Origin of the sequence: Streptomyces sp. NPDC001222 (assembly GCF_042896945.1) — a bacterium.
Lineage (GTDB): Bacteria > Actinomycetota > Actinomycetes > Streptomycetales > Streptomycetaceae > Streptomyces > Streptomyces gibsoniae.
This window is the reverse complement of sequence record NZ_JBIAXT010000005.1, coordinates 1-26,409: the sequence shown is the minus strand read 5'-3', so window position 1 is coordinate 26,409 and position 26,409 is coordinate 1. Positions and strand designations below refer to the sequence as shown.

The following is a 26,409-nucleotide window of genomic DNA, read 5'->3' as shown; positions in this document are numbered from 1 at the left end:
GCGCCACAGATGCGCACAAAGCCACCCGATAAGGTGGCGGGCATGACTGAGTCCACCCCCAGGATCACCAAGGCTGTCATTCCCGCGGCAGGCCTCGGTACCCGGTTCCTCCCGGCCACCAAGGCCACCCCCAAGGAAATGCTGCCGGTCGTCGACAAGCCGGCGATCCAGTACGTGGTCGAGGAAGCGGTCGCCGCGGGGCTCGACGACGTCCTCATGATCACAGGCCGCAACAAGCGTCCCCTCGAGGACCACTTCGACCGCAACTACGAGCTCGAGTCGGCCCTGCAGAAGAAGGGCGACGCCCAGCGGCTCGCGAAGGTCCAGGAGTCCAGCGACCTCGCCACCATGCACTACGTCCGCCAGGGCGACCCCCGGGGCCTCGGCCACGCCGTGCTGTGCGCGGCCCCGCACGTCGGCCACGAGCCCTTCGCCGTCCTCCTCGGCGACGACCTCATCGACCCGCGCGACCCCCTGCTGGCCCGCATGGTCGAGGTTCAGGAGCGGCGCGGCGGCAGCGTCATCGCGCTCATGGAGGTCGCGCCGGAGCAGATCCACCTCTACGGCTGTGCGGCCGTAGAGGCCACCGAGGACGGCGACGTGGTCCGGGTGACCGGGCTGGTCGAGAAGCCGGATCCGGCGGACGCGCCGTCGAACTACGCGGTCATCGGCCGCTATGTCCTCGACCCGCACATCTTCGACATACTGCGCAAGACCGAGCCGGGCCGGGGCGGCGAGATCCAGCTCACCGACGCCCTTCAGCAACTCGCCGAGGACGAGAAGGTCGGCGGCCCGGTGCACGGTGTCGTCTTCACGGGCCGCCGCTATGACACCGGCGACCGTGGCGACTACCTGCGTGCCATTGTCAGACTCGCGTGCGAACGTGAAGACCTGGGGCCGGACTTCCGGGCCTGGCTTCGCAGTTACGTATCCGAGGAGATGTAGCGATTTGAGCGCCGCCGCGACCCCCGCCACCGGCCAGGACCGCCTCTGGTCGGTGGACGAGCACCTTCAGGACATCCTCGCCGCCGTCCGCCCGCTGGACCCGATCGAGCTGCAACTGCTCGACGCCCTGGGCTGTGTGCTGGTCGACGATGTCACGGTGCCCGTCTCCCTGCCGCCCTTCGACAACAGCTCGATGGACGGCTATGCGGTGCGGGTCGCGGATGTCGCGGGCGCGAGCGAGGAGTTCCCGGCCGTTCTCACGGTGATCGGTGATGTCGCGGCCGGGGCGGCCGACCCGCTCCGGGTGGGACCCGGCCAGGCGGCGCGCATCATGACCGGTGCTCCGCTGCCGCCCGGCGCCGAGGCCGTCGTCCCCGTGGAGTGGACCGACGGCGGACTGGGCGGCGGCCCGGTCTCAGGGATGCGCGCCCGCAGTCTCGCGCCCGAGGGTGCCTCCGGGGAGGTGCGGGTGCACCGCCCGGCCGAGGCGGGCGCCCATGTGCGCGCGAAGGGCAGCGATGTGCAGGCCGGCGAGCTCGCCCTCGCGGCGGGCACCGTCCTCGGTCCGCCGCAGATCGCGCTGCTCGCCGCGATCGGCCGCGGCGCGGTCCGGGTACGCCCGCGCCCGCGCGTGGTCGTCCTGTCCACGGGCAGCGAACTCGTCCAGCCCGACGAGGAGCTGGCGGACGGCCAGATCTACGACTCCAACAGCTTCGCCCTGACCGCCGCCGCCCGGGACGCCGGGGCGATCGGCTACCGGGTGGGCGCGGTCGCCGACGACGCGGACACGCTCCGCTCCACCATCGAGGACCAACTCGTCCGCGCCGACCTCATGGTCACCACCGGAGGGGTGAGCGTGGGGGCGTACGACGTCGTCAAGGAGGCTCTCACCGCCGTGAGTGACACGGACGAGGGGGGCGGCGGCGTCGAGTTCCGCAAACTCGCCATGCAGCCCGGCAAGCCCCAGGGGTTCGGTTCCGTCGGCCCCGCGCACACGCCGCTGCTCGCGCTCCCCGGCAACCCGGTGTCGTCGTACGTCTCCTTCGAGCTGTTCGTACGGCCCGTGATCCGCACCATGATGGGCCTGGAGGACGTGCACCGGCCCAGGACCAGGGCCGTTCTCCAGGCGGACAAGGCGCTGACCTCCCCCGCGGGCCGCCGGCAGTTCCTGCGCGGGAGATACGCCGACGGCACTGTGACCCCGGTCGGCGGGGCGGGATCCCATCTGATCGCGGCCCTCGCGCAGGCCGACGCGCTGATCGTGGTCCCCGAGGACGACACGTCCGTCGAGCCGGGCGCCGAGGTCGAGGTCGTCCTCCTCGGCTGACCCCACGACGACGGATGACCTGACGACCGGCGACCCCGTGAACGGCGACCTCACGACCTCATGAACGGTGATCCGACGACCGGCGACCCTGTTCAGGGCGCTGGGCGGTGCCCGGGTCGGGAGCCTTCGTCCGGGCGTCGGGAGGGGCGTGTCCACCGCCGCGTCCGGTCAGTGGACCTTGCCCGGCCCGGCGCGCGTGCTTGGAGGTACCGTGTCGCGCACAACAGGCCCGTGCGCCGCACCGCCGGGCCCGGACATGGAGCGCCGCAACAGATGAGTACGCCAGACCGACTGACCCACATCGACGACGCGGGGGCAGCCCGTATGGTCGACGTCTCCGGGAAGGACGTGACCGAGCGCACCGCCCGCGCCAGCGGCCGTGTGCTGGTCTCGCCCCGTGTGGTGGAGCTTCTGCGCGGTGAGGGCGTGCCCAAGGGCGACGCGCTCGCCACCGCGCGCATCGCGGGCATCATGGGCGCCAAGCGCACCCCGGACCTGATCCCGCTGTGCCACCCGTTGTCGGTGTCGGGTGTGAAGCTGGATCTGTCGGTCGCGGACGACGCGGTGGAGATCACGGCGACCGTGAGGACCACCGACCGCACGGGTGTCGAGATGGAGGCGCTCACCGCGGTCAGCGTCGCGGCGCTGACCGTGATCGACATGGTCAAGGCCGTCGACAAGGGAGCGGTGATCACGGACGTGCGCGTGGAGGAGAAGACCGGCGGGAAGTCGGGCGACTGGAGCCGGGCATGACGGCGCCGGCCGAGCAGCCGTCCGGCTTCGCCCTGCGGGCGCCGTACGCGGCCCTGGTGGTGACCGCGTCGAACCGCGCGGCCGCGGGCGTGTACGAGGACAAGGGCGGCCCGCTGATCGTCGAGGCGCTGACCCGGTTCGGCTTCGCCGTCGACGGACCGTGGGTCGTCCCGGACGGCCATCCGGTGAAGCAGGCGCTGCGGACCGGGGTCCGGGCCGGCTACGACGTGATCGTGACGACCGGCGGCACCGGCGTCTCGCCCACCGACCGCACCCCCGAGGCGACCCGCGCGGTGATCGACTTCGAGGTGCCGGGCATTCCCGAGGCCATCAGGGCGTTCGGAAGGGAGAAGGTGCCGACGGCGGCCCTCTCCCGGGGAACCGCCGGGGTCGCCGAGCAGACGCTGATCGTCAATCTGCCGGGATCCACCGGCGGGGTCAGGGACGGGCTGGCCGTCCTGGAACCCCTGGTGATGCACGCCGTCGACCAGATCCGCGGTGGTGACCACCCGAGGGCCGACGCGGGCGCGGCGGCCGGCGCGGACCGCCCCAGACCGAGTGGGGGTGCGAGCTGAACAGCCCATCCTGGCCCGTCGAGCTGGTGGACGGCGATGTCGTCCTCCGGCCGATAAGGCTGCGCGACCAGCGGGTATGGCGCGAGGTCAACCGGCGCAACCGGGACTGGCTGCGGCCGTGGGAGGCGACCATTCCGCCGCCCACCCCGAGCGGCCCCATAGCGCACCGGCCGACCTACCGCCAGATGGTCCGCCATCTGCGCAGGGAGGCGGGCGCGGGCCGGATGCTGCCCTTCGTCATCGAGTACCAGGGGCGGCTCGTGGGCCAGTTGACGGTCGCCGGGATCACCTGGGGCTCGATGTGCTCCGGGCATGTGGGCTACTGGGTGGACCAGGCGGTGGCGGGCCGCGGGGTGATGCCGACGGCCGTGGCGCTCGTCGTCGACCACTGCTTCCGGACCGTGGGGCTCCACCGCATCGAAGTCTGCATTCGCCCCGAGAACGGGCCGAGCCGCCGGGTCGTGGAGAAACTCGGATTCCGTGAGGAGGGGCTCCGGCCGCGTTATCTGCACATCGACGGGGCCTGGCGGGACCACCTCGTCTTCGCGCTCACCGCCGAAGAGGTGCCCGAGGGGCTGCTCGCACGCTGGCGCCGGTCACGCGCTCAGCAGACCCACCCCGGAAAATAAGAAATGTGTTCGAAATTGATCGGGTGGCGATCAGCTCAGGCCAATGCAATAGCGGTCCCGTCGGCCTGCTGATCGCATCGGTCCCAAAAAAAGTTCGAAATATCAGCCAGATCGTGCGACACACCGGCCCAATTGGCAGATGGCCTCACGCAAACCCCTCTACCGTGTGAGGCGTGAGCAGCAGCGGCCTCATCTACGCAGTCATTGTCGGGGCCTGGGCCGCCTACTTGGTGCCGATGTGGCTCCGTAGGCAGGACGAGCTGAACGAGTCTCGTCCGACGGAACGCTTCAGCACCGCCATCCGGCTGCTGTCCGGACGGGCGGGCATGGAGCGTCGATACGCCAAGGACCTGCGGGCGCGCTCCGCCGAGGAGGGGGAGCCCAGTGGTCACCCGGACGGCGTCACCGGCTCGGTGGACGTCCGGGCCTTCGCCATGCCACCGAGTGGACGGCAGGAGCGGGTGCGCGTGGAGCCGGAGGTCCCGGCTCCGCGGGAGTCGGCGGCCCCGGAGGCGGCCAGGTCCGGCGCACAGCCCCAGGCCGGCCCCGGACCGGAGCTCGCCCGGACGGGCAAGGACGCGGCCCGGGCCCGGAAGGTGCCCTCGGCGGAGGCCAGGGCACGCGCCCGGCGCTCGAAGGTGCTCGCACGGCGCAGACGCACGACCGTGATGCTCTTCCTCGCGTTCACGCTCGGTGCGATCGTCGCCGCCGTCGGGGGGCTGGCCTTCCTGTGGGCGCCCGGCGTGCCCGCGGTGCTGCTGAGCGCGTACATCGCCTATCTGCGGTCGCAGGAGCGCAAGCGGTTCATCTACACGATGGACCGGCGCCAGGCCGAGGTGGCGGCGCAGCGGCTGAGGGAGCGGCAGCCCCGGCGGCGTCCTCCGGTCGCCCCCGAGGCGGACGAGCAGCAATCGGAGGACGGACCCGAACCCGCGACCGACCCCGGACTGTCCGCGCTCGCCGCCGACCGCCGGGCCCTGGTCGAGCAGACCGACCACGCCGAGTGGGTGGATCAGCAGCGTGAGCGGCAGCGCAGGCCCGGCCACGGGGACAGCTGGGATCCCGTACCGGTGCCGCTGCCGACGTATGTGACCGCGCCGGTCGCGCCGCGGGCGACGCCGAACGTGGACCTCGGCGCTGCGGACGCCTGGAGTTCCGCCCGATCGAGCGCGGCGGAGGCGACGGCGCCCGTGCCCGGGGCCTCTGCGGCCGACCGCGGTGAGCCGGATCCGGAGGAGGAGCCCGGCGCCGGGGCCCAGGAGCCGTCCGAAGCCGGCGACGGCGGCCGGAGCGACGCCCGCAGGGCGGCCTCGGCGCGACGGTCCCGGGAGCGGGGGCGCACCCCGCTGTTCGACCAGTACGAGGACGGGGAACGTCCGCGGGCCGCCAACGAGTAGGTGCCGGCGGCGGCCCGGTCGGACTCCGCCGGTTGACCTGGGCGGAACGGATTTCCAGACCGGCCGATGAGGATGCTAGAGTTTCACTCGTTGCAAGGGCCTGTGGCGCAGTCCGGTAGCGCACCTCGTTCGCATCGAGGGGGCCAGGGGTTCAAATCCCCTCAGGTCCACCGCAACAACTCCCTGAAGCTCAGGAAGTTGGGGAAATCCCGTCCGATCGGAAGATCGGGCGGGATTTTTGCTGTGTCGACCTGTTCCGAGTTCGCTCCGGTGCTTCCGAACGCGAGCGGCGCGCCGCGGAGTTCGGGCGCCGGTGTGCTATGTGAGGGGGCCCACAGAAGGGGCCCGCGGGTGCACGGGCCCCCGGGGCCCTACAGCGGCTTCGCGAAGCAGAGGCTGAGTTCGTGGTGGCGGTAGTAGCCGAACTTGGCGCACGGCTCGTAGCCGCTGGAGGCGTAGAGGGCCACGGCCTCCGGCTGCTTGCTGCCCGTCTCCAGGACCATGCGGGTGCGGCCGGCCGCGCGGGCGTCCTCCTCCAGTGCGGCCAGGATGCGGCGGGCCAGACCGCGGCCCCGCATCTCCGCTATGACGAACATTCTCTTGAGCTCGGCGTCCCCGTCGAGATACCCCTCGTCGTTCTGCTCCTGGCCGCGCCAGCCGCCCGTGGCGACGGGACGCTCGTGCTCGTCGTAGGCGACCAGATACAGACCGGAGGGCGGTACGAACATCGCCGGGTCCAGATGGGTGGCGTCGCCGCCGTCGCCGTAGCGCAGGTGGTACTCCGCCTGGACCTCATCGCTGAGCTTGACGGCGTCGGGGTGGTCGAAGGACACACGGCGAATATTCATGCTACCAATCGTATAACTGTGCATCATGGTGAACGGGGTCCTGTCCAGTGTGCCGGTAGGGTTCCCGGGTGCTGACTGTGACCTCCGTGAACGTGAACGGGATCCGCGCCGCCGCGAAGAAGGGCTTCGTTCAGTGGCTGGCCGGAACCTCCGCCGATGTGCTGTGTCTGCAGGAGGTCCGGGCGGAGACCGGACAGATTCCCGTGGATGTGCGGACACCCGACGGCTGGCATGTCGTGCACGCGCCCGCCGCCGCGAAGGGTCGCGCCGGGGTGTCGCTCTACACCCGCCGCGAGCCCGACCGGGTACGCGTCGGGTTCGGGTCGGCCGAGTTCGACGGCAGTGGGCGGTATGTGGAGGTCGACCTGCCCGGTGTCACCGTCGCCAGCCTCTATCTGCCCTCCGGGGAGGTCGGCACCGAGCGGCAGGACGAGAAGGTCCGGTTCATGGACGAGTTCCTCGGTCATCTGACGGAACTGCGGGAGCGGGCTGCCGCCGGCGGACGCGAGGTCCTTGTGTGCGGCGACTGGAACATCGCCCACCGCGAGGCCGACCTGAAGAACTGGCGCGGCAACCAGAAGAACTCCGGCTTCCTGCCCGAGGAGCGCCAGTGGCTGGGCCGGGTCCTCGACCCCGAGGACGGCGGGTACGTCGACGTGGTGCGGGCGCTGCACCCGGACGTCGAGGGGCCCTACACCTGGTGGTCCTATCGGGGCCGCGCCTTCGACAACGACTCGGGATGGCGCATCGATCTGGCGATGGCGACCCCCGGGCTCGCGGGTCGGGCCGTCAAGGCCGTGGTGGAGCGGGCCGCCACCCATGGTGAGCGCTGGTCCGACCATGCTCCCGTGACGGTGGTCTTCGAGTGATCTGAGTCCCGCACGGCACCTACGGCTCGCGCAGACGGCGGTCCAGGACCAGGGACAGTTCCGCCTGCACCACGCTCTGGGCCAGCGGGCGCAGCCGTCGGGCGTCCTCGGGGGAGCGGTGGTGGGCGGACATCAGATCCGTGAAGACGTCCGCCAGGGCCTCCGCGTGGTCGCGGACGCGGCGGGCGGCGGCCAGGACGTCCGCGAGCGGGATGCCCTCGCGCACCAGGGCCGCCGAGACGTCGAGAAGCCGGCGGCTGATGTGGACGATCTCGCCGCCGTCCGTGCCGAGATAGCCGAGGTCGAGGGCCGCGGCGAGGTTCTCCGGGGTCGTCTCGGCGCCGAACACATCGGCCAGGTCCTCCGGGGTGAGGCGGACCGGGGTCTCCTCCGTGGGGCCGCCGAGCCCCAGCAGCTCGCCGACGTCGCGACCATGGTCGAACGCCTCGGCCAGTTCCGCGATGCCGCTGAGGGTGTGGCCACGTTCCAGAAGCGCCGAGATCGTGCGCAGCCGGGCCAGGTGGGTGTCGTCGTACCAGGCGATACGGCCCTCGCGGCGCGGTGGCTGGATCAGCTTGCGCTCGCGGTAGAAGCGCAGGGTGCGCACCGTGATGCCGGCCGCCTCGGCCAGCTCCTCCATGCGGTACTCGCGCCGCTCCCCGTCCTCTGCCACGCCCGAACCCTACGTCGTACCACCGGTAACTTTCCTCGTGCCGACCCCTACCCATCGGTACGCCGCTGCCCTACCCTCCCCATTGCGCCAGTGTTCACTGGCAGAGTCTCACCGGCTCGCTGACCAGATGTCAGCCGAGCCGGCCGCAAGGACCGGGAGGCTTCGGGATGGCCGAGAACGAGCATGTGCCTCATGTGCGAGTGGCGGTGATCGGGTCCGGGTTCGGCGGGCTCGGGGCCGCCGTGCGGCTGCGCCGGGAAGGCGTCACCGACTTCGTCGTGCTGGAGCGGGCGAGCGGCGTCGGCGGCACCTGGCGCGACAACAGCTACCCCGGCTGTGCCTGTGACGTTCCGTCGCACCTGTACTCGTTCTCGTTCGCGCCCAACCCCGAATGGCCGCGCACCTTCTCCGGACAGGAGCACATCCGCGCCTATCTGGAGCATGTGACGGACGTCTTCGGGCTGCGGCCCCACCTCCGCCTCGACTCCGAGGTGAAGATGATGACCTGGGACCCCGCGAAGCTGCACTGGGCGATCGAGACCAGCAGCGGGCCGCTCACCGCCGATGTCGTCGTCTCCGCCACCGGGCCGCTGTCCGACCCGAAGATCCCGGAAGTCCCGGGCCTCGACGGCTTCCCCGGCAGGGTCTTCCACTCCGCCCGCTGGGACCACGACCACGACCTGCGCGGCAAGCGCGTCGCCGTGATCGGCACGGGCGCCTCCGCGATCCAGATCGTGCCCGAGATCCAGCCGGTCGTCGGCAGGCTCACCCTCTTCCAGCGCACCGCGCCCTGGGTGATGCCCCGGGTCGACCGGGAGATCAGCCCTCTGGAACGCCGGCTGCACCGTGCGCTGCCGTTCACCACGCAGCTGCGCCGCGGATTCCTGTGGGGCATCCGCGAGCTGCAGGTGCAGGCGTTCACCAAGCACCCCGACGAACTGGGCCTGGTCGAGCGGATGGCCCGGCGCAACATGGCGCGGGCGGTCAAGGATCCGGCGCTGCGGGCCAGGCTGACCCCGGACTACCGCATCGGCTGCAAGCGGATCCTGCTCTCCAACACGTACTACCCGGCGCTCACCCGCCCCAATGTGGAGGTCGTCGCCTCCGGTCTGACCGAGGTTCGCGGCTCGACCCTGGTCGCGGCGGACGGCACCGAGACCGAGGCCGATGTGATCGTCTTCGGTACCGGCTTCCACGTCACGGACATGCCGATCGCCGACCGGGTTGTCGGTGCCGGGGGACGGACGCTCGCCCGGGCCTGGGGCGGCGGCATGAAGGCGCTGCGCGGCGCGACCGCCGCCGGATTCCCCAACTGGATGTCGATCATCGGGCCCAACACCGGCCTCGGGAACTCCTCGATGATCCTCATGATCGAGTCCCAGCTGAACTACATGGCCGACTATCTGCGGCAGTTGGACGTGCTCGGCGGCCGGGTCGCGCTCGACGCCCGGCCGGGTGCCGTCGACGCCTGGAACCACAAGGTGCAGGAGCGCATGAAACGCACCGTGTGGAACACCGGCGGCTGCACCAGCTGGTACCTCGACGCGAGCGGCCGCAACACCACCATCTGGCCCGGCACGACGACGGAGTTCCGCACCGCGACCCGGCGGGTCGACCTGGCGGAGTACGAGGTGGTCCGCGCCCCCGGGACGACGGCGGGACCGGGCGAGAGCACCATCGGGACGCGGACGGAGGCGCGCGCATGAGCCGGCCGGCGTATGTCACGAGCGGGCCGTACGCGCCGCCCGCCCCCGCGCAGGAACTCACCGTCCACTCCGCCGACGGCGCCCGGCTGCATGTCGAGGTCCATGGACCCGAGGGCGCGCCCGTCGTGGTCCTCGCCCACGGCTGGACCTGCTCGACCGCCTTCTGGGCGGCACAGATCCGGGACCTGTCCGCCGACCACCGGGTGGTCGCCTACGACCAGCGGGGGCACGGGCGCAGTCCCGCGAGCCCCGTATGCACCACCGAGGCGCTCGCCGACGATCTGGAGGCGGTGCTCGCCGCCACCCTCGCGCCGGACGAGAAGGCCGTGGTCGTGGGGCACTCCATGGGCGGGATGACAGTGCTCGCCACGGCCGCGCGCCCCCGCTTCCGGGCACACACGGCGGCCGTTCTGCTGTGCAGCACCGGGAGCACGCGCCTGGTCGCCGAGGCTCTGGTGCTCCCGATGCGTGCCGGGCGTGTGCGCACCTGGCTCACGGGGCGCGTCCTGGGATCCCGCGCTCCGCTGGGACCGGTCACGCCGGTGTCCCTGCGCATCCTCAAGTACGCCACCATGGGCGCCGGTTCGACGCCCGCCATGGTGGAGGCGTGCGCACGGGTGGTGCACGGCTGCTCCAGTGCGCCGCGCCACGCCTGGTCGCGTGTGCTTGCGGCGCTGAACCTGGAAAGCGCCACAGGGGAGTTGACCGTCCCGACGGAGGTCCTGGTCGGCACCGCCGACCGGCTCACCCCGCCGGTGCACACGCGGGCGCTGGTCGCCGCCCTGCCCCACTGCGTGGGCAGCACGGAACTGCCGGGGCTCGGCCATATGACTCCGGTCGAGGCGCCGGAGCTGGTGACCGGGAAGATCCGAGCACTCGTCACGACGTACACGGGCAACGCACAGGTCAAGGAGGGCGCATGAGCAGGGTGAGCCTGGAGGGCCGGGTGGCCGTCGTCACCGGCGCCGCGCGGGGCGTCGGGGAGCTGCTGGCCCGGAAGCTGTCGGTCCGCGGGGTGCGGGTCGCGCTCGTCGGTCTTGAGGCGGACGCGCTCAAGCAGGTCTCGGAGCGGCTGTACGGGGACAGCGACCACTGGTACGCCGATGTCACCGACCACGAGGCGATGACACGGGTGGCGGGGGAGGTCAAGGAGCGGTTCGGGAAGATCGACATCGTGGTGGCCAACGCCGGTGTGGCGAACGGCGGGCCGTTCACCGCCTCCGACCCCGAGTCCTGGCGGCGCGTGATCGAGGTCAATCTCATCGGCTCGGCGGTGACGGCCCGGGCGTTTCTCCCGGCGCTGGTCGAGAGCCGGGGCTATCTGCTCCAGATCGCCTCGCTCGCGGCGATCACGCCCGCGCCGATGATGACGGCCTACTGCGCGTCCAAGTCGGGCGTGGAGGCGTACGCACACAGTCTGCGCGCCGAGGTCGCGCACCACGGTGTGGGCGTCGGTGTCGGGTATCTGTCCTGGACCGACACGGACATGGTCCGGGGCGCCGACCGGGACGACGCGATGCGGGAGTTGCGGCAGCGGCTGCCGTGGCCGGCCGGCAAGACCTATCCGCTCGGCCCGGCGGTGGAACGGATCGTGGCCGGGATCGAACGGCGCTCCAGCCATGTCTACGGACAGGCCTGGCTGCGCGGGATGCAGGCGGTGCGCGGTTATCTGCCGGGGCTCATCGCCACGGTGGGACAGCGGGAGATGCGGCGCTTCGAGCCCCGGCTCAGGGCGGTGCGCACAGGGCTGGTGGGGGCCGGTGGGGAGGCCGATGAGCAGCAGCGCCGTACGCTGCGTAACTGATCGAAATGCGTGTGTTGTCGGTGCGTGTCAGTCTGGTCGAGCCCGATCCCCTCACCCACCACGGGAGTGAACCCTCATGGGCATGAAGGACCAGTTCCAGGACAAGGCCGAGCAGATGAAGCAGCAGGCCAAGCAGAAGGCGCAGCAGGGCAAGCAGCAGGCGCAGCAGCGTGGCCAGCAGGCTCAGGAGCGCGGCCAGCAGGCGCGGGAGCGTGGCCAGCAGGCTCAGGAGCGCGGCCGGCAGCGCGAAGAGGACACGCGACGGCTCCAGGACGAGGCGGAGGACCGCTTCAACCAGGACTACGACATGTAGCCGGCCGCCCGGCCTTGGCACCGACGTGGGGCGTCCCCTCCGGAGGGCGCCCCACGTCGGCGCGCTGCTAACCCTTCGTCCGTGGCGGCAGTTTCGGGCGCGTCCGGTCCGGGACGTCGCTGTAGTCCGGCGGTTCGGCCGCCGGTTGGGTGTGCAGCAGCTCCAGGGCCAGTTCCACCGCGTCGCTCAGCTGCCTGTGCCGGCCCTCCGCCCAGTCCAGCGGGGTGCGCAGGATCTCCAGGTCGGGGGCGACACCGTGGTTCTCGACCGACCAGCCGTACGCGTTGAACCAGGCCGCGTTCATCGGGACCGTGATCACCGTGCCGTCGCCCAGGCGGTGGCGGCCCGTCATGCCCACCACCCCGCCCCAGGTGCGCTGGCCCACGACCGGGCCGAGTTTCAGCTGCTTGATCGCGGCCGTGATCATGTCGCCGTCGGAAGCCGTGGCCTCGTCGGCCAGCGCCACGATCGGCCCGCGCGGCGCGTTCGAGGTGTACGACACCGGCTGGGCGTTGCGGGTCAGGTCCCACCCCAGGATCTTGCGCGTCAGCTTCTCGATGACCAGTTCGCTGATGTGGCCGCCCGCGTTGCCCCGTACGTCCACGATCAGCGCCGGCAGCGAGACCTCCATCCGCAGATCCCGGTTGAACTGCGCCCAGCCCGATCCGCCCATGTCGGGGATGTGCAGATAGCCGCAGCGGCCGCCGCTCAACTCGCGCACCACCTTGCGGCGTTTGGCCACCCAGTCCTGATAGCGCAACGGCCGTTCGTCGATCAGCGGGATCACGGCGACCCTGCGCGGCCGTCCCGCGCCCTCGGCCGGCCGGAAAGTCAGCTCGACCGTCGTGCCGCCCGCGCCCGCCAGCAGCGGATACGGTCCCGTCAGCGGATCCACCGGCCGCCCGTCCACATGGGTCAGCACGGCCCCCTCCCGGATCCCCATGCCCGCCAGCGGCGAGCGCGCCTTGGAGTCCGAGGACTCGCCCGGCAGGATCCTCTTCACCACCCAATGGCCGTCACGGCGCACGAAGTTGGCGCCGAGCAGCCCCTGGAAGCGCTGGTAGTGCGCCGGACCCTCGTTGCGCCGGGCCGGTGACACATAGGCGTGGGACGTGCCCAGCTCGCCCAGTACCTCGCGCAGCAGATCCGCGAAGTCGTCGGGGGAGGCGACCCTTTCGACCAGCGGACGGTACTGCTGCAGGATCGCGTCCCAGTCGATCCCGCACATGTCCGGCTCCCAGAAGTACGCCCGGATGATCCGGCCCGCCTCCGCGTACGCCTGCCGCCACTCCGCCCCGGGGTCCACCTCGTGCATGATCCGGCGTGCGTCGATCCAGACCGTCGTGTCGCTGTCGCCGGGCTCGGTGGAGGGGACCGCACGCAGTTCGCCCTCGTCGACGACCACCAGCCGCGTCCCGTCCCCGCTCACCGCGTACCAGTCCAGATGTCCGACGAGTTCGGACTTCTTCGCCTTGCTGATGGTGAAGTGCTCCAGGGTGGGTCGGCCGGAGGTGTCGTCCGGGTTCAGGAACGTCTCGCCGAGCGCGCCCGAGATCGGCCAGCGCATCCAGACCAGGCCCCCGCCCGCGACCGGGTACAGCGAGGAGTACTTCGACGCCGGGACCGGGAACGGCGTCACCCGGCTCGCCAGGCCCTCGACCTCGACGGTCACCACCCCGTCGCCCTCCTCTTCCTCCAGCGGGTCGAGTCCGCCGGCCGCGGGACGCCCCTCCGGGTTCAGCGCGAAGGGGGAGGGGATCGCCGAGGACAGCGGAACCAGATACGGGCGGCAGCCGAGCGGGAACGACAGGTCCCCGGTGTGCACGTCGTACACCGGGTCGAAGCCGCGCCAGGACAGGAACGCCAGATAGCGGCCGTCGCGGGTGAAGACCGGATTCTCGTCCTCGAAGCGGCCGTTGGTGACGTCGACGACCAGCCGGTCTTGGATCCGCGCCAGCTTGATCTGCCTCAGCGACCGGCCGATCCACGGGTGCGACCAGGTCAGCCAGGCCCCGTCCGGGGAGAACGCCAGGTCCCGCACCGGGCCGTTGACCGACCGGACCAGCTCGGTGACCGTGCCGCCCGTGACTGCTACGGGCTCTTGCGGCGCGGCGTCCTCTTCGGCTTCCTGTGCTGCTTCGGCTTTCCCGGCCTCTTCGGCACCCTGGGCCTCGTCTGTCTGCTCGGCGTCTTCGGCGTCTTCGGTGTTTCCGGCTTCCGGGGCTTCCGAGGCGTCCGTCGTCCCGCCGGCCTCCGCCTCCGGATCCGCCGTGTCGACGAGCAGCAGCCGGCCGTCGTTGGAGGAGATCGCGAGCCGCTCGCCCTGCGGGTCCGCCACCATCTCGTGGACCCGGCCCAGTTGTCCGCAGGCCAGCCGGCGCGGTGCGCGGTCGCCGGAGGCCCGCGGCAGATACACGATCTCGATCGCGTCGTCGCCCTCCGCGTCGGTGACATAGGCGACCTGCCCGGAGTCGCCCAGCATCTCCGGCAGCCGTACCCGGACGCCGGGGGTGTCCGTGATCGTACGGGCGGGGCCGTCGCGGTGGGTGAGCCAGTACAGGCTGCCGCGGACGACGACCGCGCTGGCCCGCCCGGTCTCGTCGACCGCGATGCCGTCCACGTGCTGGGTGGCCGGCACCTGGTACTTGCGGCGCCCCGCGCGCGGCCCGCCCAGACGTATCTCCAGGCGGTGGGGGACCGAGTCGGGGGACAGGTCGTCGACGATCCACAGGTCGCCCGCGCACTGGTACACCACCCGCGTACCGTCGCTGGACGCGTGCCGGGCGTAGAACGCGTCGTGGTCGGTGTGGCGGCGCAGGTCCGAGCCGTCGTAGGCACACGAGTACAGGTTTCCGATGCCCTCGTGGTCGGAGAGGAACGCGATCCGTCCGCCCACGAACATCGGGGAGTCGAGATGGCCGTCGAGATCGGCGAGCAGCCGCCGCCCGTGCAGCCAGAGCCGGCCCGTCGCGCCGCCCCGGTAGCGCTTCCAGGACACCGGTTCATGGGGTGCGGCGCCGGTGAGCAGCAGGGTCATGTGTTCGCCCGCCACATCGGCGACGGCGATGTCGGAGACCGGGCCCCAGGGGAGCTTGCCGCCCGGGTCGCCGTCGGTGGGGACCTTGTAGGCCCAGCTGAAATGGGCGAAGGGCTCGCCGTGCGAGGCGACGGCGAGGATGTCGGAGTGGCCGTCCGGCTCGGGGGGTGTCCAGCCGCAGACCCGGGTGTCGGAGTTGCCCCAGTAGGTGAGCCGGCGGCTGGGACCGCCGTCCACCGGGGCCAGGTGGATCTCCGGGACCAGACTGCGCCAGCTCGTGTACGCGATGCGGTGGCCGTCGGGCGAGAAGCGGGGATGACCGATCTTCGTGCGGTCGACGGTCAGCCGCCAGGCCCGGCCCGCCCCCTCCAGCGGGGCCACCCACAGGTCGTCCTCGGCGACGAAGCAGAGCCGGTCGCCGTGCAGGTGCGGGAAGCGCAGGTAGCCGGGGGCGTTCTCGTGCACGTCGCTCGTGTCGCTCACCTACTCATGTTTTTCCTGCCGACGGGCTGCGGCAACTTGTGGGCCGTTCAGGTGGTCGCGGCGCGCGCCCTGACGATGCCCGGGCGTGCGCCCTGCGAGTGCCCACGGCCCCTGCGCGCCTCTCACGCCGAGCGCTCACGGATTCCTCGCGCGCCCCTGACCGCGCGCCCCGACGGCGCATCGGTTGAGCGGCGGGCCCGTGATACAGGACACGTACGAAACGGTTTCGTTTCGTTCGCGAGGCGGGGTATCTTCGTGGTGGTACGAAACCGTGTCGTTCGAAGCGCTGCCGCTTCGGACGCGGAGCAGGAAGGTGAGCCGCATGACTGAGATCGCGACGGCGCGGCGCAGTCGGATCACCCCCGAGCGCGAGGCCGAGCTGTACGAGGCCGTGCTCGAACTGCTCCGGGAAGTCGGCTACGACGCCCTGACCATGGACGCCGTGGCCACCCGCACCCGGTCCAGCAAGGCCACTCTCTACCGCCAGTGGGGCGGAAAGGCCGAACTGGTCGTCAAGGCCCTCCGGCACGGCAAGCCGAGCCGCCTCGGCGAGATCGACACCGGTTCGCTCCGCGGCGACCTGCACGCCCTGGTGGCGCTGGAGGACGACTGCACGATGGAGCAGAACTCGGCCCTGATGCGGGGCGTCGCCATGGCGATGCACCACAACGACGATCTGCGCCAGGCGTTCCGGGAGCAGTTGATCGAACCCGAGATGACGGCGTTCCAGCAGGTGCTGCGGCGTGCCGTCGACCGGGGTGAGATCCGTCCGGACTGCCCCGCGCTGGACTTCCTGGTGCACATGCTCGTCGGTGGCTTCGTCACCCGCGCGCTGATCGAGAATCAGCCGCCGACCAAGGCCTTCCTCACGTCGTACCTCGACGCCGTGGTCCTCCCCGCCCTCGGTGTGCCCACCACCTGACCGGACCTCACCTGACCAGTCCCCCCAGTTAGCCCCCAACTGACGTCACCGCTCACGTCGTCGGGCTGATCACCCCTGCCCTGAACACCCCACGACCTGACCGGGAGTACGTCCTCGTGGCCACGTTTCTCTATCGACTAGGCCGACTCGCCTTCCGGCGTCGGCATTTCGTCGCCCTGATCTGGGTGGCGCTGCTGACGCTGGCGGGTGTCGGCGCCGCCAGCGCCCCCGTAGCGGGCTCCTCCTCCTTCTCCATCCCCGGCACCGAGGCCCAGAAGGCCTTCGACCTGCTGGAGCAGCGCTTCCCCGGGATGAGCGCCGACGGGGCGACCGCACGCGTCGTCTTCAAGGCGCCGGGCGGCGAGAAGGTGACGGCGAAGGCCAACAAGGCGGTCGTCGAGAAGGCCGTCAGGGACCTGCGCGACGGTTCCGAGGTCGTCTCCGTAGCCGACCCGTTCGTCGCACACGCCGTCAGCAAGGACGGCACCATCGCCTACGCCCAGGTGAAGTACAACGTCTCCGGCATGGAGCTGAAGGACGCCTCCAAGGACGCCCTGAAGCAGGCCGCGCAGGGCGCGCGGAACGGCGGCCTGACCGTCGAGGTCGGCGGTGACGCGCTGCAGGCCGCACCGGAGACCGGTGCGACAGAGGTCATCGGCATCGCGGTCGCCGCGGTCGTCCTCGTCATCACCTTCGGCTCGCTGGTCGCGGCCGGACTGCCCCTGCTGACCGCCCTGATCGGCGTCGGCATCGGCGTCTCCACGATCACCGCCCTGGCGAGCGCCCTGAACCTGGGTTCGACGACCTCCACGCTGGCAATGATGATCGGCCTCGCGGTCGGCATCGACTACGCGCTGTTCATCGTCTCCCGCTATCGCGCGGAGCTGGCCGAGGGCCGCGAGCGCGAGGAGGCGGCGGGCCGCGCGGTCGGCACGGCGGGTTCGGCGGTGGTCTTCGCGGGTCTGACGGTGGTGATCGCCCTGGTGGGTCTGGCCGTCGTCAACATCCCGATGCTGACGAAGATGGGTGTCGCCGCGGCGGGCACGGTCGCCATCGCGGTCCTGATCGCGCTGACGATGATCCCGGCGCTGCTGGGCTACGCGGGCCGCAAGGTCAAGCCGGCGGGCGAGAAGAGCAAGCTGCTGGGCGGGGGCCGGGCCGCCGCCCGCCAGGACCGCCCGAACATGGGCACACGCTGGGCGAGCTTCGTCGTCCGCCGTCCGCTCGCCGTCCTGCTGCTGGGTGTCGTGGCGCTCGGCGCCGCGGCCGTGCCCGCGTCCAAGCTCCAGCTGGGGCTGCCGGACGACGGTTCGCAGCCGACGTCCACCACGCAGCGCCGGGCGTACGACCTGCTCTCCGAGGGATTCGGCCCCGGCTTCAACGGGCCGCTGATGGTCGTGGTCGACGCGAAGGCGAGCGACCACCCCAAGTCGGCTGTCACCCAGGTGACCGACGACATCAAGGCCATGAAGGACGTCGTCACGGTGGCGCCGGCGACGTTCAACAAGTCCGGTGACACCGCGATGATCACCGTGATCCCCGGCTCGAAGCCGTCCTCCACCACCACGGAGGACCTGGTGCACGGCATCCGGGACGCGGGCGCCGGCATCAAGGCGGACACCGACGCGAAGCTGCTGGTCACGGGCACGACGGCGATGAACATCGACGTCTCGCAGAGGCTGAACGACGCCCTGCTGCCGTATCTGGCGCTGGTGGTGGGTCTCGCCTTCCTCCTCCTGATCGTGGTCTTCCGCTCGATCCTGGTCCCGCTGAAGGCGGCGCTCGGCTTCCTGCTCTCGGTGACGGCGGCGGTCGGCGCGGTGGTCGCGGTCTTCCAGTGGGGCTGGCTGTCCAGCCTGATGGGCGTCGAGGAGACCGGCCCGATCATGTCGATGATGCCGATCTTCATGGTGGGCGTGGTCTTCGGTCTGGCGATGGACTACGAGGTCTTCCTGGTGACCCGGATGCGGGAGGCCTACGTCCACGGGGAGACTCCCGGGCAGGCGATCGTGACCGGCTTCAAGTACGGCGCCCGGGTCGTCACCGCGGCCGCGGTCATCATGATCGCCGTCTTCTCCGGTTTCATCGGCTCCAGCGAGTCGATGATCAAGATGATCGGCTTCGGCCTCGCGATCGCGGTCTTCTTCGACGCGTTCGTGGTCCGGATGGCGCTCGTCCCGGCGGTCCTGGCGCTCCTCGGCCGCAGGGCCTGGTGGCTGCCGAAGTGGCTGGACCGTGTTCTGCCCAACGTGGACGTCGAGGGCGAGGGACTGCGCACCCGGGCCGACGCCGACCGCCGGGACCCGGACACGGACCAGGACCGCGAGCTGGTGCGGGTCTGAGCATCCGATCCTGAAGGGGCCACCGGCCTCCGGACACGAACAGGGCGCCCCACCGCCGGGTGGGGTGCCCTGTCGCGTACGCCGAAGCGGCGTTCGGCGCCGGTCTCTTCAGCCCTGCCGGTGACGGGTCTGTTCAGCGGACCGAGGTGGTGCCCGCCAGATAGGTCCGTTGCAGGAAGTGCACCAGTTCCTTGGACTCGAACTGGACCACCTCGACCCCTCGCGCCGAGTGCAGCTCCATCACCGCCTGGACGCGGCCGCACGGCCAGATGCGGACGTCGCCGCGGCCCGCCGGGGCGCGCAGGCCCTTCTCCAGGAGGTCGCGGGAGAAGGCCCACTCATGGGGGCCGGGGAGACCGACATGGACGGAGCGGGGGTCCTGGTCCGGGTCGTAGCGGAGGATCACGGGGACCGCGTCCGGCGCTTCCGGGGAGTCGGTGACCACATGGGCTCGTGCGTACTGTTCCACCACGGACATCGGACCGCTCCTCACGCTGAGTCACCTGAGCAGAATCTGCGCATCCGCTTCCTCTCCAATGTTGCATAACGGGACAAAAGCGGCACTTGTCGCCTGTCAATGGCTTCAGCCCTACCCAAGCTCTTGCAATATATTCGCAATAAGTGGGTATCCTCCGAGCGTGCATGTGCCCGACGGATTCATCAACGCGCCCACTTCCGCCGCGACCGGCGTCCTCGCCGCAGGTGCCCTCGCGGTGAGCCTCAGGGGCGCCCGGCGCGAACTCGACGAACGGACCGCTCCCCTGGCCGGCCTGGTGGCCGCCTTCATCTTCGCCGTGCAGATGCTGAACTTCCCGGTCGCCGCCGGCACCAGCGGTCATCTGCTCGGCGGGGCGCTCGCGGCCATCCTGGTGGGGCCGTTCACCGGCATCCTGTGTGTCTCCGTCGTCCTGCTCATGCAGGGCGTCCTGTTCGCCGACGGCGGCCTCACCGCCCTGGGCGTCAACATCACCGACATGGCCCTCGTGACGACGGTGGTCGCCTACGCCGTCTTCCGCGGGCTGGTCCGGATCCTGCCCGGCACCCGCCGCTCGGTCACCGTCGCCTCCTTCGTCGCGGCCCTCGTCTCCGTCCCGGCCGCCTCCGTGGCCTTCACGCTGATCTACGCGGTCGGCGGCTCCACCGATGTCTCGATCGGCAAGGTCGCCACCGCGATGATCGGGGTCCACGTCCTCATCGGCATCGGCGAGGCCGTCATCACCGCCCTCACGGTCGGCGCGGTAATCGCCGTACGGCCCGACCTCGTGCACGGGGCCCGGGGCCTGGGGCGGCGCCTCAAGCTGCGGGTCGGCGGCGAACTGGTCGACGCGCCCGCCGCCGCACCCGCCGTCCCCCAGGCTCTCGGCTCCGCTCGGACCTGGCGGTACCCCCGCCACCGCGGCCTGTGGATCTCCGGTCTGGTGGTCTCCCTCGTCCTCGCCGGCTTCGTCAGCTTCTACGCCTCCGCCAGCCCCGACGGCCTGGAGAAGGTGGCCGCCGACCACGGCATCGACCAGAAGGCCGAGCGGCACGCGAGCGCCGACTCCCCGCTCGCCGACTACTCCGTCAAGGACGTCGGCGACGCCCGGCTCTCCGGCGGCCTCGCAGGCGTGATCGGTGTCGGGGTCACCGCCGTCGCGGGCAGCGCGGTCTTCCGGGTGGTCCGCAGGCGCCGCCGCGGCGAACCCGCCGAGGCCGGCTGACATGGGGGCCGATGGGGGAACTCACCGGCTCTACCTGCGCGCGCACTCGCCCGTGCACGCGCTGCCGCCGCACACCAAGCTCGCCGCCGTCTTCGCGTTCGTGGTGGTCGTGGTGTCCACGCCGTGCGAGGCCGGCTGGGCGTTCGCGCTGTACGCCGTGCTGCTCGGCCTGGTCGCCCGGGCGGCCCGGGTCCCCGCCGGGTTCCTGCTGCGGCGGCTGCTGATCGAGATCCCGTTCGTCGCCTTCGCCGTGCTCATGCCGTTCGTGGCCGAGGGTGAGCGCGTGCATGTCCTCGGTCTCTCGCTGAGCGTCAGCGGTCTGTGGGGCGCCTGGAACGTGCTGGCCAAGGGCACCCTCGGCGTCGCGGCCTCCGTGCTGCTCGCCGCCACCACCGAACTGCGCGAACTGCTCCTCGGGCTGCAGCGGCTCAGACTCCCGCCGCTCCTCGTGCAGATCGCGTCCTTCATGATCCGCTACGGCGATGTGATCACCGACGAGATGCGGCGGATGCGGATCGCCCGGGAGTCGCGCGGCTTCGAGGCGAGGGGCGTGCGGCACTGGGGAGTGCTCGCCAAGTCCGCGGGGGCGCTGTTCATCCGCTCCTACGAGCGCGGTGAACGTGTGCATCTGGCGATGGTCAGCCGTGGCTACGCCGGGTCCATGCCGGTCATCGACGAGGTGACCGCGTCCCGCGCCCAGTGGTCCCGCGCCCTCGCCCTGCCCTCCGCCGCCCTCGTCGTCTGCCTGCTGGGATGGACCCTGTGACGCCTTCACTGGAAGTGGCCGGACTGGCCTTCGCGTACCCCGACGGGCACCAGGCCCTCTTCGGCGTCGACTTCTCGATCGCGCGCGGCGAGCGGGTCGCGCTGCTCGGGCCGAACGGCGCCGGGAAGACCACGCTCGTCCTGCACCTCAACGGCATCCTGACCGCCGGCGCGGGCTCGGTGACGGTCGCCGGGCTGTCCGTCGGCAAGCGGCACATGGCCGAGATCCGCCGCAAGGTCGGCATCGTCTTCCAGGACCCGGACGACCAGCTCTTCATGCCCACGGTCCGCGAGGACGTGGCCTTCGGGCCCGCGACGGCCGGGCTGAAGGGCGCGGAGCTCGACGCCCGTGTCGACCGGGCCCTCGCGCGGGTCGGCATGGCGGACTTCAAGGACCGCCCGCCGCACCACCTCTCCTTCGGCCAGCGCCGCCGGGTGGCGGTGGCGACGGTCCTCGCCATGGAGCCGGAGATCCTCGTCCTGGACGAGCCGTCGTCGAACCTCGACCCCGCCTCGCGGCGCGAACTCGCCGACATCCTGCGGGCGTTGGACGTCACGGTCCTCATGGTCACGCACGACCTGCCGTACGCGCTGGAGCTGTGCCCGCGCTCCCTGATCCTCAGCGAGGGCGTGATCGCGGCGGACGGCCGGACGGGCGAGCTGCTCGCCGACGACGCGCTCATGGCCGCCCACCGGCTGGAGCTGCCCTTCGGTTTCGATCCCCGAACCGTCCCGACGGGCGCGGGCCGTCCGTGACAATGGGCGGATGACGAACGAGGGCGATCGGAGCGAGGGCTCGTTGCTGCTGGACGAACAGCTGTGCTTCGCGCTGTACGCGGCACAGCGCGCGGTCACGGCCGCGTACCGTCCGCTCCTCGACGAACTCGGACTCACCTACCCCCAGTACCTGGTGCTGCTGGTGCTCTGGGAGCGCGGCCAGACCACGATCAAGGAGCTGGCCGGGGCCCTGCGGCTCGACTACGGCACCGTGTCCCCGCTGCTCAAGCGGCTTCAGGCGGCGGGTCTGGTACGGCGTGAGCGCTCGGCACGCGACGAGCGCTCGGTGCTCGTCGCCCTCACCGGGCGCGGCGAACAGCTCAAGGAGCGCGCCCAGCCCGTGCCCGGCGCGCTTCAGAGGGCGTCCGGACTCGGCGACCGTGACGTGGTCCGGCTGCGTGAGGAGCTGTGGCGGCTGGCGGAGAGGGCGGAGAACGCCGCGGGCCGCGCCCGCTGACCCGGCGTTCTGGGCTTTCGCCAGGGCTTTCCCCGCGGGCTGCCCCGGGCCTCGGCGCGCCCGGTTCCGCGGCGTGTGACGTATCCCGCCCCCTGCGTACGCGGGCTGCCTACCGACGAGTTACCTTGTGCACGATGTACTTGCACACACTTGTGTTGCCCATCGCTGTTCCCGCTCTGGGGGAGGTCCTGCCGTGATCGAAGGTGCCGCCGTCGACACCCGCCCTACGAAGATCATGTACGTCGCGGAGGCCACCGCGCACGGCGGCCGGGACGGCTATGTCACCAGCCAGGACGGGCAGATCGAGCTGAGGGTCGCGATGCCGCCGCAGCTGGGCGGCGACGGCAACGGCACCAATCCCGAGCAGCTGTTCGCGGCGGGCTACAGCGCCTGCTTCCACAACGCGCTGATCCTCGTCGGCAACCGCGCGGGCTACGACCTGTCCGGCTCGACGGTCGCCGCCAAGGTCGGCATCGGCCCCAACAAGCGGCGCGGCTACGGGCTCGCGGTCGCGCTCAGCGTCTCGCTGCCCGTACTCGACCAGGAGGTCGCCGCGCGGCTCGTGGACGAGGCCCATGAGGTCTGCCCGTACTCGAACGCCACCCGCGGCAACATCGACGTCTCGATTGTGCTGGGCTGACAACTGGGGGCGAGGAATCGAAGGCCGCACGCCCTTGTTTCACTGACTGTCGCAGGCGAGTGAACCAGTGAAGGGCGTGCGGACGTGGGCGTGGACGTGAACGGCGTGGTGGCCGAGGGCTTCGAGCCGGTCAGGGACGCGTTCGTACGGAACTTCGAGACGCTGGGGGAGCGCGGGGCGGCCGTGGCCGTGTACCGCGACGGGCGCAAGGTCGTGGACCTGTGGGGCGGCACCCGGGACGTCGACGGGACGCGGCCCTGGGAGCGGGGCACCGCGCAGATCGTGCGCTCGGCCACCAAGGGCGTCGCCGCGGCCGTCCTGCTGATGCTGGCCGAACGCGGGGAACTGGACCTGGACGCGCCGATCGGCGCCTACTGGCCGGAGTTCAAGGCCCGGGGCAAGGAGCATGCGCTGGTGCGGCATGTGCTGGCGCACCGCGCCGGGGTACCGGCGCTCGACCGGACGCTCACGCCCGCCGAGGCCGCCGACCCCGATCTCGCCGCCGCCGTACTGGCCGCGCAGGCGCCCGCCTGGGAGCCCGGCACGGACCACGGCTACCACGCGCAGACGTACAGCTGGCTGACGGGTGAGCTGGTGCGGCGGACCACCGGCCGTTCGATCGGCGAGTGGATCGCCGCCGAGATCGCCGGGCCGTTGGGCCTGGACCTGTGGGTGGGCCTGCCCGAGGCGCAGGCGCACCGGGTGGGGCGGGTGGGTCCCGTGGAGGCACCGGCGCAGGACGGCGCGCTGCGCGCCCGCCCCAAGCGCGCGGTCGCCGAGGCGTACGCCGACCCCGGCAGCCTCACCTGCCGTGCCTTCGCCGCCATCACCCCGCAGCCCGACGAGAACGACCCCGCCTATCGCGCGGCGGTCCTGCCCGCGTCGAACGGCGTGGCGACGGCGGACGCTCTCGCGCGCTTCTACGCGGCGCTGAACGGCGGGGTCGACGGGACACGGTTGTTCGCACCCGAGACGAGGGAACGGGCCCGCGCGGAGGCGTCGGCGGGCCCCGACCGGGTGCTGGTGGTCACCACCCGCTTCGGCCTCGGCTACATGCTGCACGGCAGCGCGTCCCCGTTGCTCGGACCCGGTTCCTTCGGCCACCCGGGCCGCGGCGGGGCGCTCGGCTTCGCGGATCCGGAGTCGGGCATCGCCTTCGGCTACGTCACCAACGGCTTCCGCAAGAGCGTCACGGCGGACCCGAGGGCCCAGGCGCTGGTCCGCGCGGTGCGCACGTCGCTGGCGTAGATGGCCCAGACGGCGTAGACGGCGGGCCGGGGCGGGCGCGGGACCGAGTGCGGCGATGCCCGGACGCGTGGTCGCGTACGGGCATCGCCCGGGGATTCAGTGCGTCAGTGGGCGGGAGGTCCTGCCCGACGCCTCGTCGATCTCCTCGTGCGCCTTGGTGAGAAGCTGCATCGCCAGCTCGTTCAGCGCGCGTGCCCCCGCGATCTCCTCCCCGACCCGGGGCTGATTGGAGTCGGTGTGGTGGCGGCTGGCGTACCCGCGGGACCGTACCTCGTTCCCGTCGGGAAGCCGCACGAGTGCCGCCGCCCGCGTCCGCTCGTCATCTTCCTCGAATTCCAGCTCCACATGCCATCCGACTGCGGTGTGCATCATGACGATCACCTCCGGAACCGCTGATTCCAGAGTGCTCCTCCTCGCCCTCGGACGCACGGTCTGAGCGGGTCCGGCACCGCGCCGGCACCGGCTCACGCCTGATCGTTGTCCTTCAACTCGCCCCAGCCGTGCCACCGGTCGACCTCGATCCAGGCACTGACGCGGCCTCGGTCCCGCCTCGGGTAGGGCTTGCCGATGTAGTGCCGGGAGACGCGGTCGATGTCGGTGAGGCCCTCGTCGTCGTACATCTCCGTGACCCGGCCGACGAGGGTGACGTGCGTGTACCAGTCGCGCTCGGCGAGGACGGTGAGGCTGACGCGCGGGTCCCGGCGCAGATGCCTCAGCCGGACCCGCCCCTCGTCCATGTTGACGAGCACGCGGCCGTCGTCCCACAGATACCAGGTGGGGGTGGAGACGGGCGCGCCGTCCGAGCGCAGGGTGGCGATGACGCCGGGGTTGGGGCGTCGCAGCAGTTCGACGGCCTCGGCGGGAAGGGGCGGCTTGGACATGGGGACTCCTCGGCTTCGGGGACAGGGACGGGGCTGAGGTCGGGGGAGGGGGCCGCGGTCAGGAACGGGGGGCGTCGTCGAAACTGGCGAAGTAGGCGGCGGCCATGTCCTCGTCCGCGTGCCCCTGCTCGGCCGCGCGCCGCATCCGCTCGGCGGTCGCGGCGGCCACGTCGAGGCGGACGCCGTTGCTCTCCCCGGCCCGCACGATCAGGCGGGCGTCCTTCTCCGCGGTCGTCACCGCGAAACTGGCCGGGGTGAGCTTGCCACCGAGGATCATCTCGGCCTTGGCGCGGAGATAGCCCATGTCGAGCGGGCCGCCGCCGACGAGATCGAAGAAGTTCCCCGGGTCCACGTCCAGGGCCCGGGCCAGCGCCAGCACCTCACCGCCCGCCGCGGTCACCGCGAGCACCCAGCTGTTGGTCACCAGCTTCAGACGGGTGGCACCGGCCTCGGCACCGTTCTCGCCGATCCACATCGTGCGGGCGCCGACCGCCTCGAAGACGGGCGCGACCGTGTCCCGGCCCTCGGCGGGGCCCGCGGCCAGCACGGTCAGCTGTCCGGCCTCCGCGGGCTGGCGGGTGCCGAGCACCGGGGCGTCGTAGAACACCAGTCCGTGCTCCCGGGCGAAGCCGGCCAGCTCGCCGACGGAGTCGAGGCCCACCGTCGTCGACTGGGCCCAGACGGCGCCGGGGCGCAGGGCGGGGGCGGCCTCGCGCATCACCTGAAGGACCGCGGGGCCGTCGTAGAGCATGGTCAGGACGACATCCGCGCCCTGCACGGCCTCGGCGGGCGTGTCGACGACCTGCGTGCCGTCGGCGGCCAGCGGTTCGGCCTTGGCGCGGGTCCGGTTCCAGGCGCGGACGGTGTGTCCGGCGCGGGCGATGTTGCGGGCCATCGCGGCCCCCATGATCCCGGTGCCCAGGACACTCACGGTGAGCTTGTCGGTCATGACCTCAACTTCCTGATCCATACGGTCGACACTGCGGCTCGGCATGTTAGTTCAACCGTGAACCTTCCCGGCGGTGACCCGCACAAGCCCGGCGGGCCAGCCCCGAAGGCCGTTGCGAGCAGACAGCCCGCTGGCTGCATCGTCGGACGCGGTGTGTGCCGCCGCCACTCGGCGACGCGTCGACGGCAGGGATGCCGACCATCGGAAACCACCGCTCCGGTTCCTGGTGAGGGCCCGGCCCGAGGACGAGAAGAGGCCCCTGGCCGGCGGTGACCTTGAGTTCTAGGAGTCGTCGCAACACCCCAGCCCAAGGGGTGCGATGGAGTTCCAGATCCGCAAGGTGCGGACGGTGGCCCAAGGCCGTAAGCG

The 26,409-nt window shown here is 71.6% G+C and carries 26 protein-coding genes and 1 tRNA gene; 20 read left to right on the top strand and 7 right to left on the bottom strand.

The window, feature by feature from the left end:
• Positions 1 to 42 precede the first annotated feature (42 nt).
• The 7 genes from galU to ACFY2Z_RS09285 all read left to right on the top strand — a co-directional run bounded on the left by galU (position 43) and on the right by ACFY2Z_RS09285 (position 5,796).
• Positions 43 to 945, top strand: coding sequence for a UTP--glucose-1-phosphate uridylyltransferase GalU (gene galU / locus ACFY2Z_RS09315; RefSeq protein ID WP_390743564.1), 903 nt, complete (start codon positions 43 to 45; stop codon positions 943 to 945).
• 4 nt (positions 946 to 949) lie between these two features.
• Complete coding sequence (glp, locus tag ACFY2Z_RS09310) at positions 950 to 2,272, top strand: gephyrin-like molybdotransferase Glp (protein WP_390743563.1); 1,323 nt, start codon at positions 950 to 952, stop codon at positions 2,270 to 2,272.
• Positions 2,273 to 2,545: 273 nt separating this feature from the next.
• Positions 2,546 to 3,025, top strand: coding sequence for a cyclic pyranopterin monophosphate synthase MoaC (gene moaC / locus ACFY2Z_RS09305; protein WP_390743562.1), 480 nt, complete (start codon positions 2,546 to 2,548; stop codon positions 3,023 to 3,025).
• Complete coding sequence (locus ACFY2Z_RS09300; RefSeq protein WP_390743561.1) at positions 3,022 to 3,600, top strand: molybdenum cofactor biosynthesis protein B; 579 nt, start codon at positions 3,022 to 3,024, stop codon at positions 3,598 to 3,600. The genes moaC and ACFY2Z_RS09300 overlap by 4 nt, the downstream gene beginning before the upstream one ends.
• Positions 3,601 to 3,626: 26 nt before the next feature.
• Complete coding sequence (locus tag ACFY2Z_RS09295) at positions 3,627 to 4,229, top strand: GNAT family N-acetyltransferase (protein ID WP_390743560.1); 603 nt, start codon at positions 3,627 to 3,629, stop codon at positions 4,227 to 4,229.
• A 173-nt stretch (positions 4,230 to 4,402) separates the two neighbouring features.
• A complete protein-coding gene (gene glpR / locus ACFY2Z_RS09290; protein WP_390743559.1) occupies positions 4,403 to 5,626 on the top strand; it encodes a gephyrin-like molybdotransferase receptor GlpR in 1,224 nt (407 codons plus the stop codon).
• 96 nt (positions 5,627 to 5,722) lie between these two features.
• Positions 5,723 to 5,796 (top strand) — tRNA-Ala (locus ACFY2Z_RS09285).
• A 201-nt stretch (positions 5,797 to 5,997) separates the two neighbouring features.
• Here ACFY2Z_RS09285 and ACFY2Z_RS09280 read toward each other — a convergent pair.
• A complete protein-coding gene (locus tag ACFY2Z_RS09280; RefSeq protein ID WP_390743558.1) occupies positions 5,998 to 6,474 on the bottom strand; it encodes a GNAT family N-acetyltransferase in 477 nt (158 codons plus the stop codon).
• Between the two features lie 68 nt (positions 6,475 to 6,542).
• Here ACFY2Z_RS09280 and ACFY2Z_RS09275 point away from each other — a divergent pair, with 68 nt between their 5' ends.
• Entirely contained in the window at positions 6,543 to 7,343 is an 801-nt protein-coding gene (locus ACFY2Z_RS09275) for an exodeoxyribonuclease III (RefSeq protein ID WP_390743557.1), read from the top strand.
• A gap of 19 nt (positions 7,344 to 7,362) precedes the next feature.
• Here ACFY2Z_RS09275 and ACFY2Z_RS09270 read toward each other — a convergent pair whose 3' ends face one another.
• Entirely contained in the window at positions 7,363 to 8,016 is a 654-nt protein-coding gene (locus ACFY2Z_RS09270) for a MerR family transcriptional regulator (protein ID WP_355917302.1), read from the bottom strand.
• A 167-nt stretch (positions 8,017 to 8,183) separates the two neighbouring features.
• Between ACFY2Z_RS09270 and ACFY2Z_RS09265 the strand changes: the two genes are divergently transcribed.
• The 4 genes from ACFY2Z_RS09265 to ACFY2Z_RS09250 all read left to right on the top strand — a co-directional run bounded on the left by ACFY2Z_RS09265 (position 8,184) and on the right by ACFY2Z_RS09250 (position 11,839).
• On the top strand, positions 8,184 to 9,722 hold the full coding sequence (locus tag ACFY2Z_RS09265) for a flavin-containing monooxygenase (protein ID WP_390743556.1): 1,539 nt from the start codon (positions 8,184 to 8,186) through the stop codon (positions 9,720 to 9,722).
• On the top strand, positions 9,719 to 10,645 hold the full coding sequence (locus ACFY2Z_RS09260) for an alpha/beta fold hydrolase (protein ID WP_390743555.1): 927 nt from the start codon (positions 9,719 to 9,721) through the stop codon (positions 10,643 to 10,645). The genes ACFY2Z_RS09265 and ACFY2Z_RS09260 overlap by 4 nt, the downstream gene beginning before the upstream one ends.
• A complete protein-coding gene (locus ACFY2Z_RS09255; RefSeq protein WP_390743554.1) occupies positions 10,642 to 11,526 on the top strand; it encodes an SDR family oxidoreductase in 885 nt (294 codons plus the stop codon). The genes ACFY2Z_RS09260 and ACFY2Z_RS09255 overlap by 4 nt, the downstream gene beginning before the upstream one ends.
• An 82-nt stretch (positions 11,527 to 11,608) precedes the next feature.
• Complete coding sequence (locus ACFY2Z_RS09250; protein ID WP_390743553.1) at positions 11,609 to 11,839, top strand: hypothetical protein; 231 nt, start codon at positions 11,609 to 11,611, stop codon at positions 11,837 to 11,839.
• 67 nt (positions 11,840 to 11,906) lie between these two features.
• On the opposite strand, the gene ACFY2Z_RS09245 is transcribed toward ACFY2Z_RS09250, so the two are convergent.
• Positions 11,907 to 15,359 (bottom strand): S41 family peptidase, encoded by a 3,453-nt coding sequence (locus ACFY2Z_RS09245; RefSeq protein ID WP_390743552.1) that lies wholly within the window; start codon positions 15,357 to 15,359, stop codon positions 11,907 to 11,909.
• A 322-nt stretch (positions 15,360 to 15,681) separates the two neighbouring features.
• Here ACFY2Z_RS09245 and ACFY2Z_RS09240 point away from each other — a divergent pair, with 322 nt between their 5' ends.
• Complete coding sequence (locus ACFY2Z_RS09240) at positions 15,682 to 16,281, top strand: TetR/AcrR family transcriptional regulator (RefSeq protein WP_390743551.1); 600 nt, start codon at positions 15,682 to 15,684, stop codon at positions 16,279 to 16,281.
• Positions 16,282 to 16,397: 116 nt separating this feature from the next.
• Complete coding sequence (locus ACFY2Z_RS09235) at positions 16,398 to 18,623, top strand: MMPL family transporter (RefSeq protein WP_390743550.1); 2,226 nt, start codon at positions 16,398 to 16,400, stop codon at positions 18,621 to 18,623.
• Between the two features lie 133 nt (positions 18,624 to 18,756).
• Here the strand turns inward: ACFY2Z_RS09235 and ACFY2Z_RS09230 are convergent, their stop codons facing one another.
• Positions 18,757 to 19,101 carry an SsgA family sporulation/cell division regulator gene (locus ACFY2Z_RS09230; RefSeq protein WP_311695550.1) on the bottom strand — a complete coding sequence of 115 codons (345 nt, stop codon included), beginning with the start codon at positions 19,099 to 19,101 and terminating at the stop codon, positions 18,757 to 18,759.
• 160 nt (positions 19,102 to 19,261) lie between these two features.
• Between ACFY2Z_RS09230 and ACFY2Z_RS09225 the strand changes: the two genes are divergently transcribed.
• The 6 genes from ACFY2Z_RS09225 (at position 19,262) to ACFY2Z_RS09200 (ending at position 24,210) form a co-directional block, all read left to right on the top strand.
• Positions 19,262 to 20,323, top strand: coding sequence for an energy-coupling factor ABC transporter permease (locus ACFY2Z_RS09225; protein WP_390743549.1), 1,062 nt, complete (start codon positions 19,262 to 19,264; stop codon positions 20,321 to 20,323).
• Position 20,324: 1 nt separating this feature from the next.
• A complete protein-coding gene (gene cbiQ, locus ACFY2Z_RS09220) occupies positions 20,325 to 21,089 on the top strand; it encodes a cobalt ECF transporter T component CbiQ (protein ID WP_390743548.1) in 765 nt (254 codons plus the stop codon).
• Positions 21,077 to 21,844 carry an energy-coupling factor ABC transporter ATP-binding protein gene (locus tag ACFY2Z_RS09215; RefSeq protein WP_390743547.1) on the top strand — a complete coding sequence of 256 codons (768 nt, stop codon included), beginning with the start codon at positions 21,077 to 21,079 and terminating at the stop codon, positions 21,842 to 21,844. The genes cbiQ and ACFY2Z_RS09215 overlap by 13 nt, the downstream gene beginning before the upstream one ends.
• 10 nt (positions 21,845 to 21,854) lie before the next feature.
• Positions 21,855 to 22,322 carry a MarR family winged helix-turn-helix transcriptional regulator gene (locus ACFY2Z_RS09210; RefSeq protein WP_390743546.1) on the top strand — a complete coding sequence of 156 codons (468 nt, stop codon included), beginning with the start codon at positions 21,855 to 21,857 and terminating at the stop codon, positions 22,320 to 22,322.
• Positions 22,323 to 22,515: 193 nt separating this feature from the next.
• Entirely contained in the window at positions 22,516 to 22,962 is a 447-nt protein-coding gene (locus ACFY2Z_RS09205; RefSeq protein WP_390743545.1) for an organic hydroperoxide resistance protein, read from the top strand.
• 90 nt (positions 22,963 to 23,052) lie between these two features.
• Positions 23,053 to 24,210, top strand: a complete 1,158-nt coding sequence (locus ACFY2Z_RS09200) for a serine hydrolase domain-containing protein (RefSeq protein WP_390743798.1) — start codon at positions 23,053 to 23,055, stop codon at positions 24,208 to 24,210.
• 96 nt (positions 24,211 to 24,306) lie between these two features.
• Here ACFY2Z_RS09200 and ACFY2Z_RS09195 read toward each other — a convergent pair whose 3' ends face one another.
• The 3 genes from ACFY2Z_RS09195 to ACFY2Z_RS09185 form a co-directional block, all read right to left on the bottom strand.
• Positions 24,307 to 24,582 carry a DUF1876 domain-containing protein gene (locus ACFY2Z_RS09195; RefSeq protein ID WP_355917258.1) on the bottom strand — a complete coding sequence of 92 codons (276 nt, stop codon included), beginning with the start codon at positions 24,580 to 24,582 and terminating at the stop codon, positions 24,307 to 24,309.
• A 92-nt stretch (positions 24,583 to 24,674) separates the two neighbouring features.
• Positions 24,675 to 25,091 carry a PPOX class F420-dependent oxidoreductase gene (locus ACFY2Z_RS09190; RefSeq protein WP_390743544.1) on the bottom strand — a complete coding sequence of 139 codons (417 nt, stop codon included), beginning with the start codon at positions 25,089 to 25,091 and terminating at the stop codon, positions 24,675 to 24,677.
• A 58-nt stretch (positions 25,092 to 25,149) separates the two neighbouring features.
• On the bottom strand, positions 25,150 to 26,040 hold the full coding sequence (locus tag ACFY2Z_RS09185; protein WP_390743797.1) for an NAD(P)-dependent oxidoreductase: 891 nt from the start codon (positions 26,038 to 26,040) through the stop codon (positions 25,150 to 25,152).
• Positions 26,041 to 26,409: the final 369 nt, after the last annotated feature.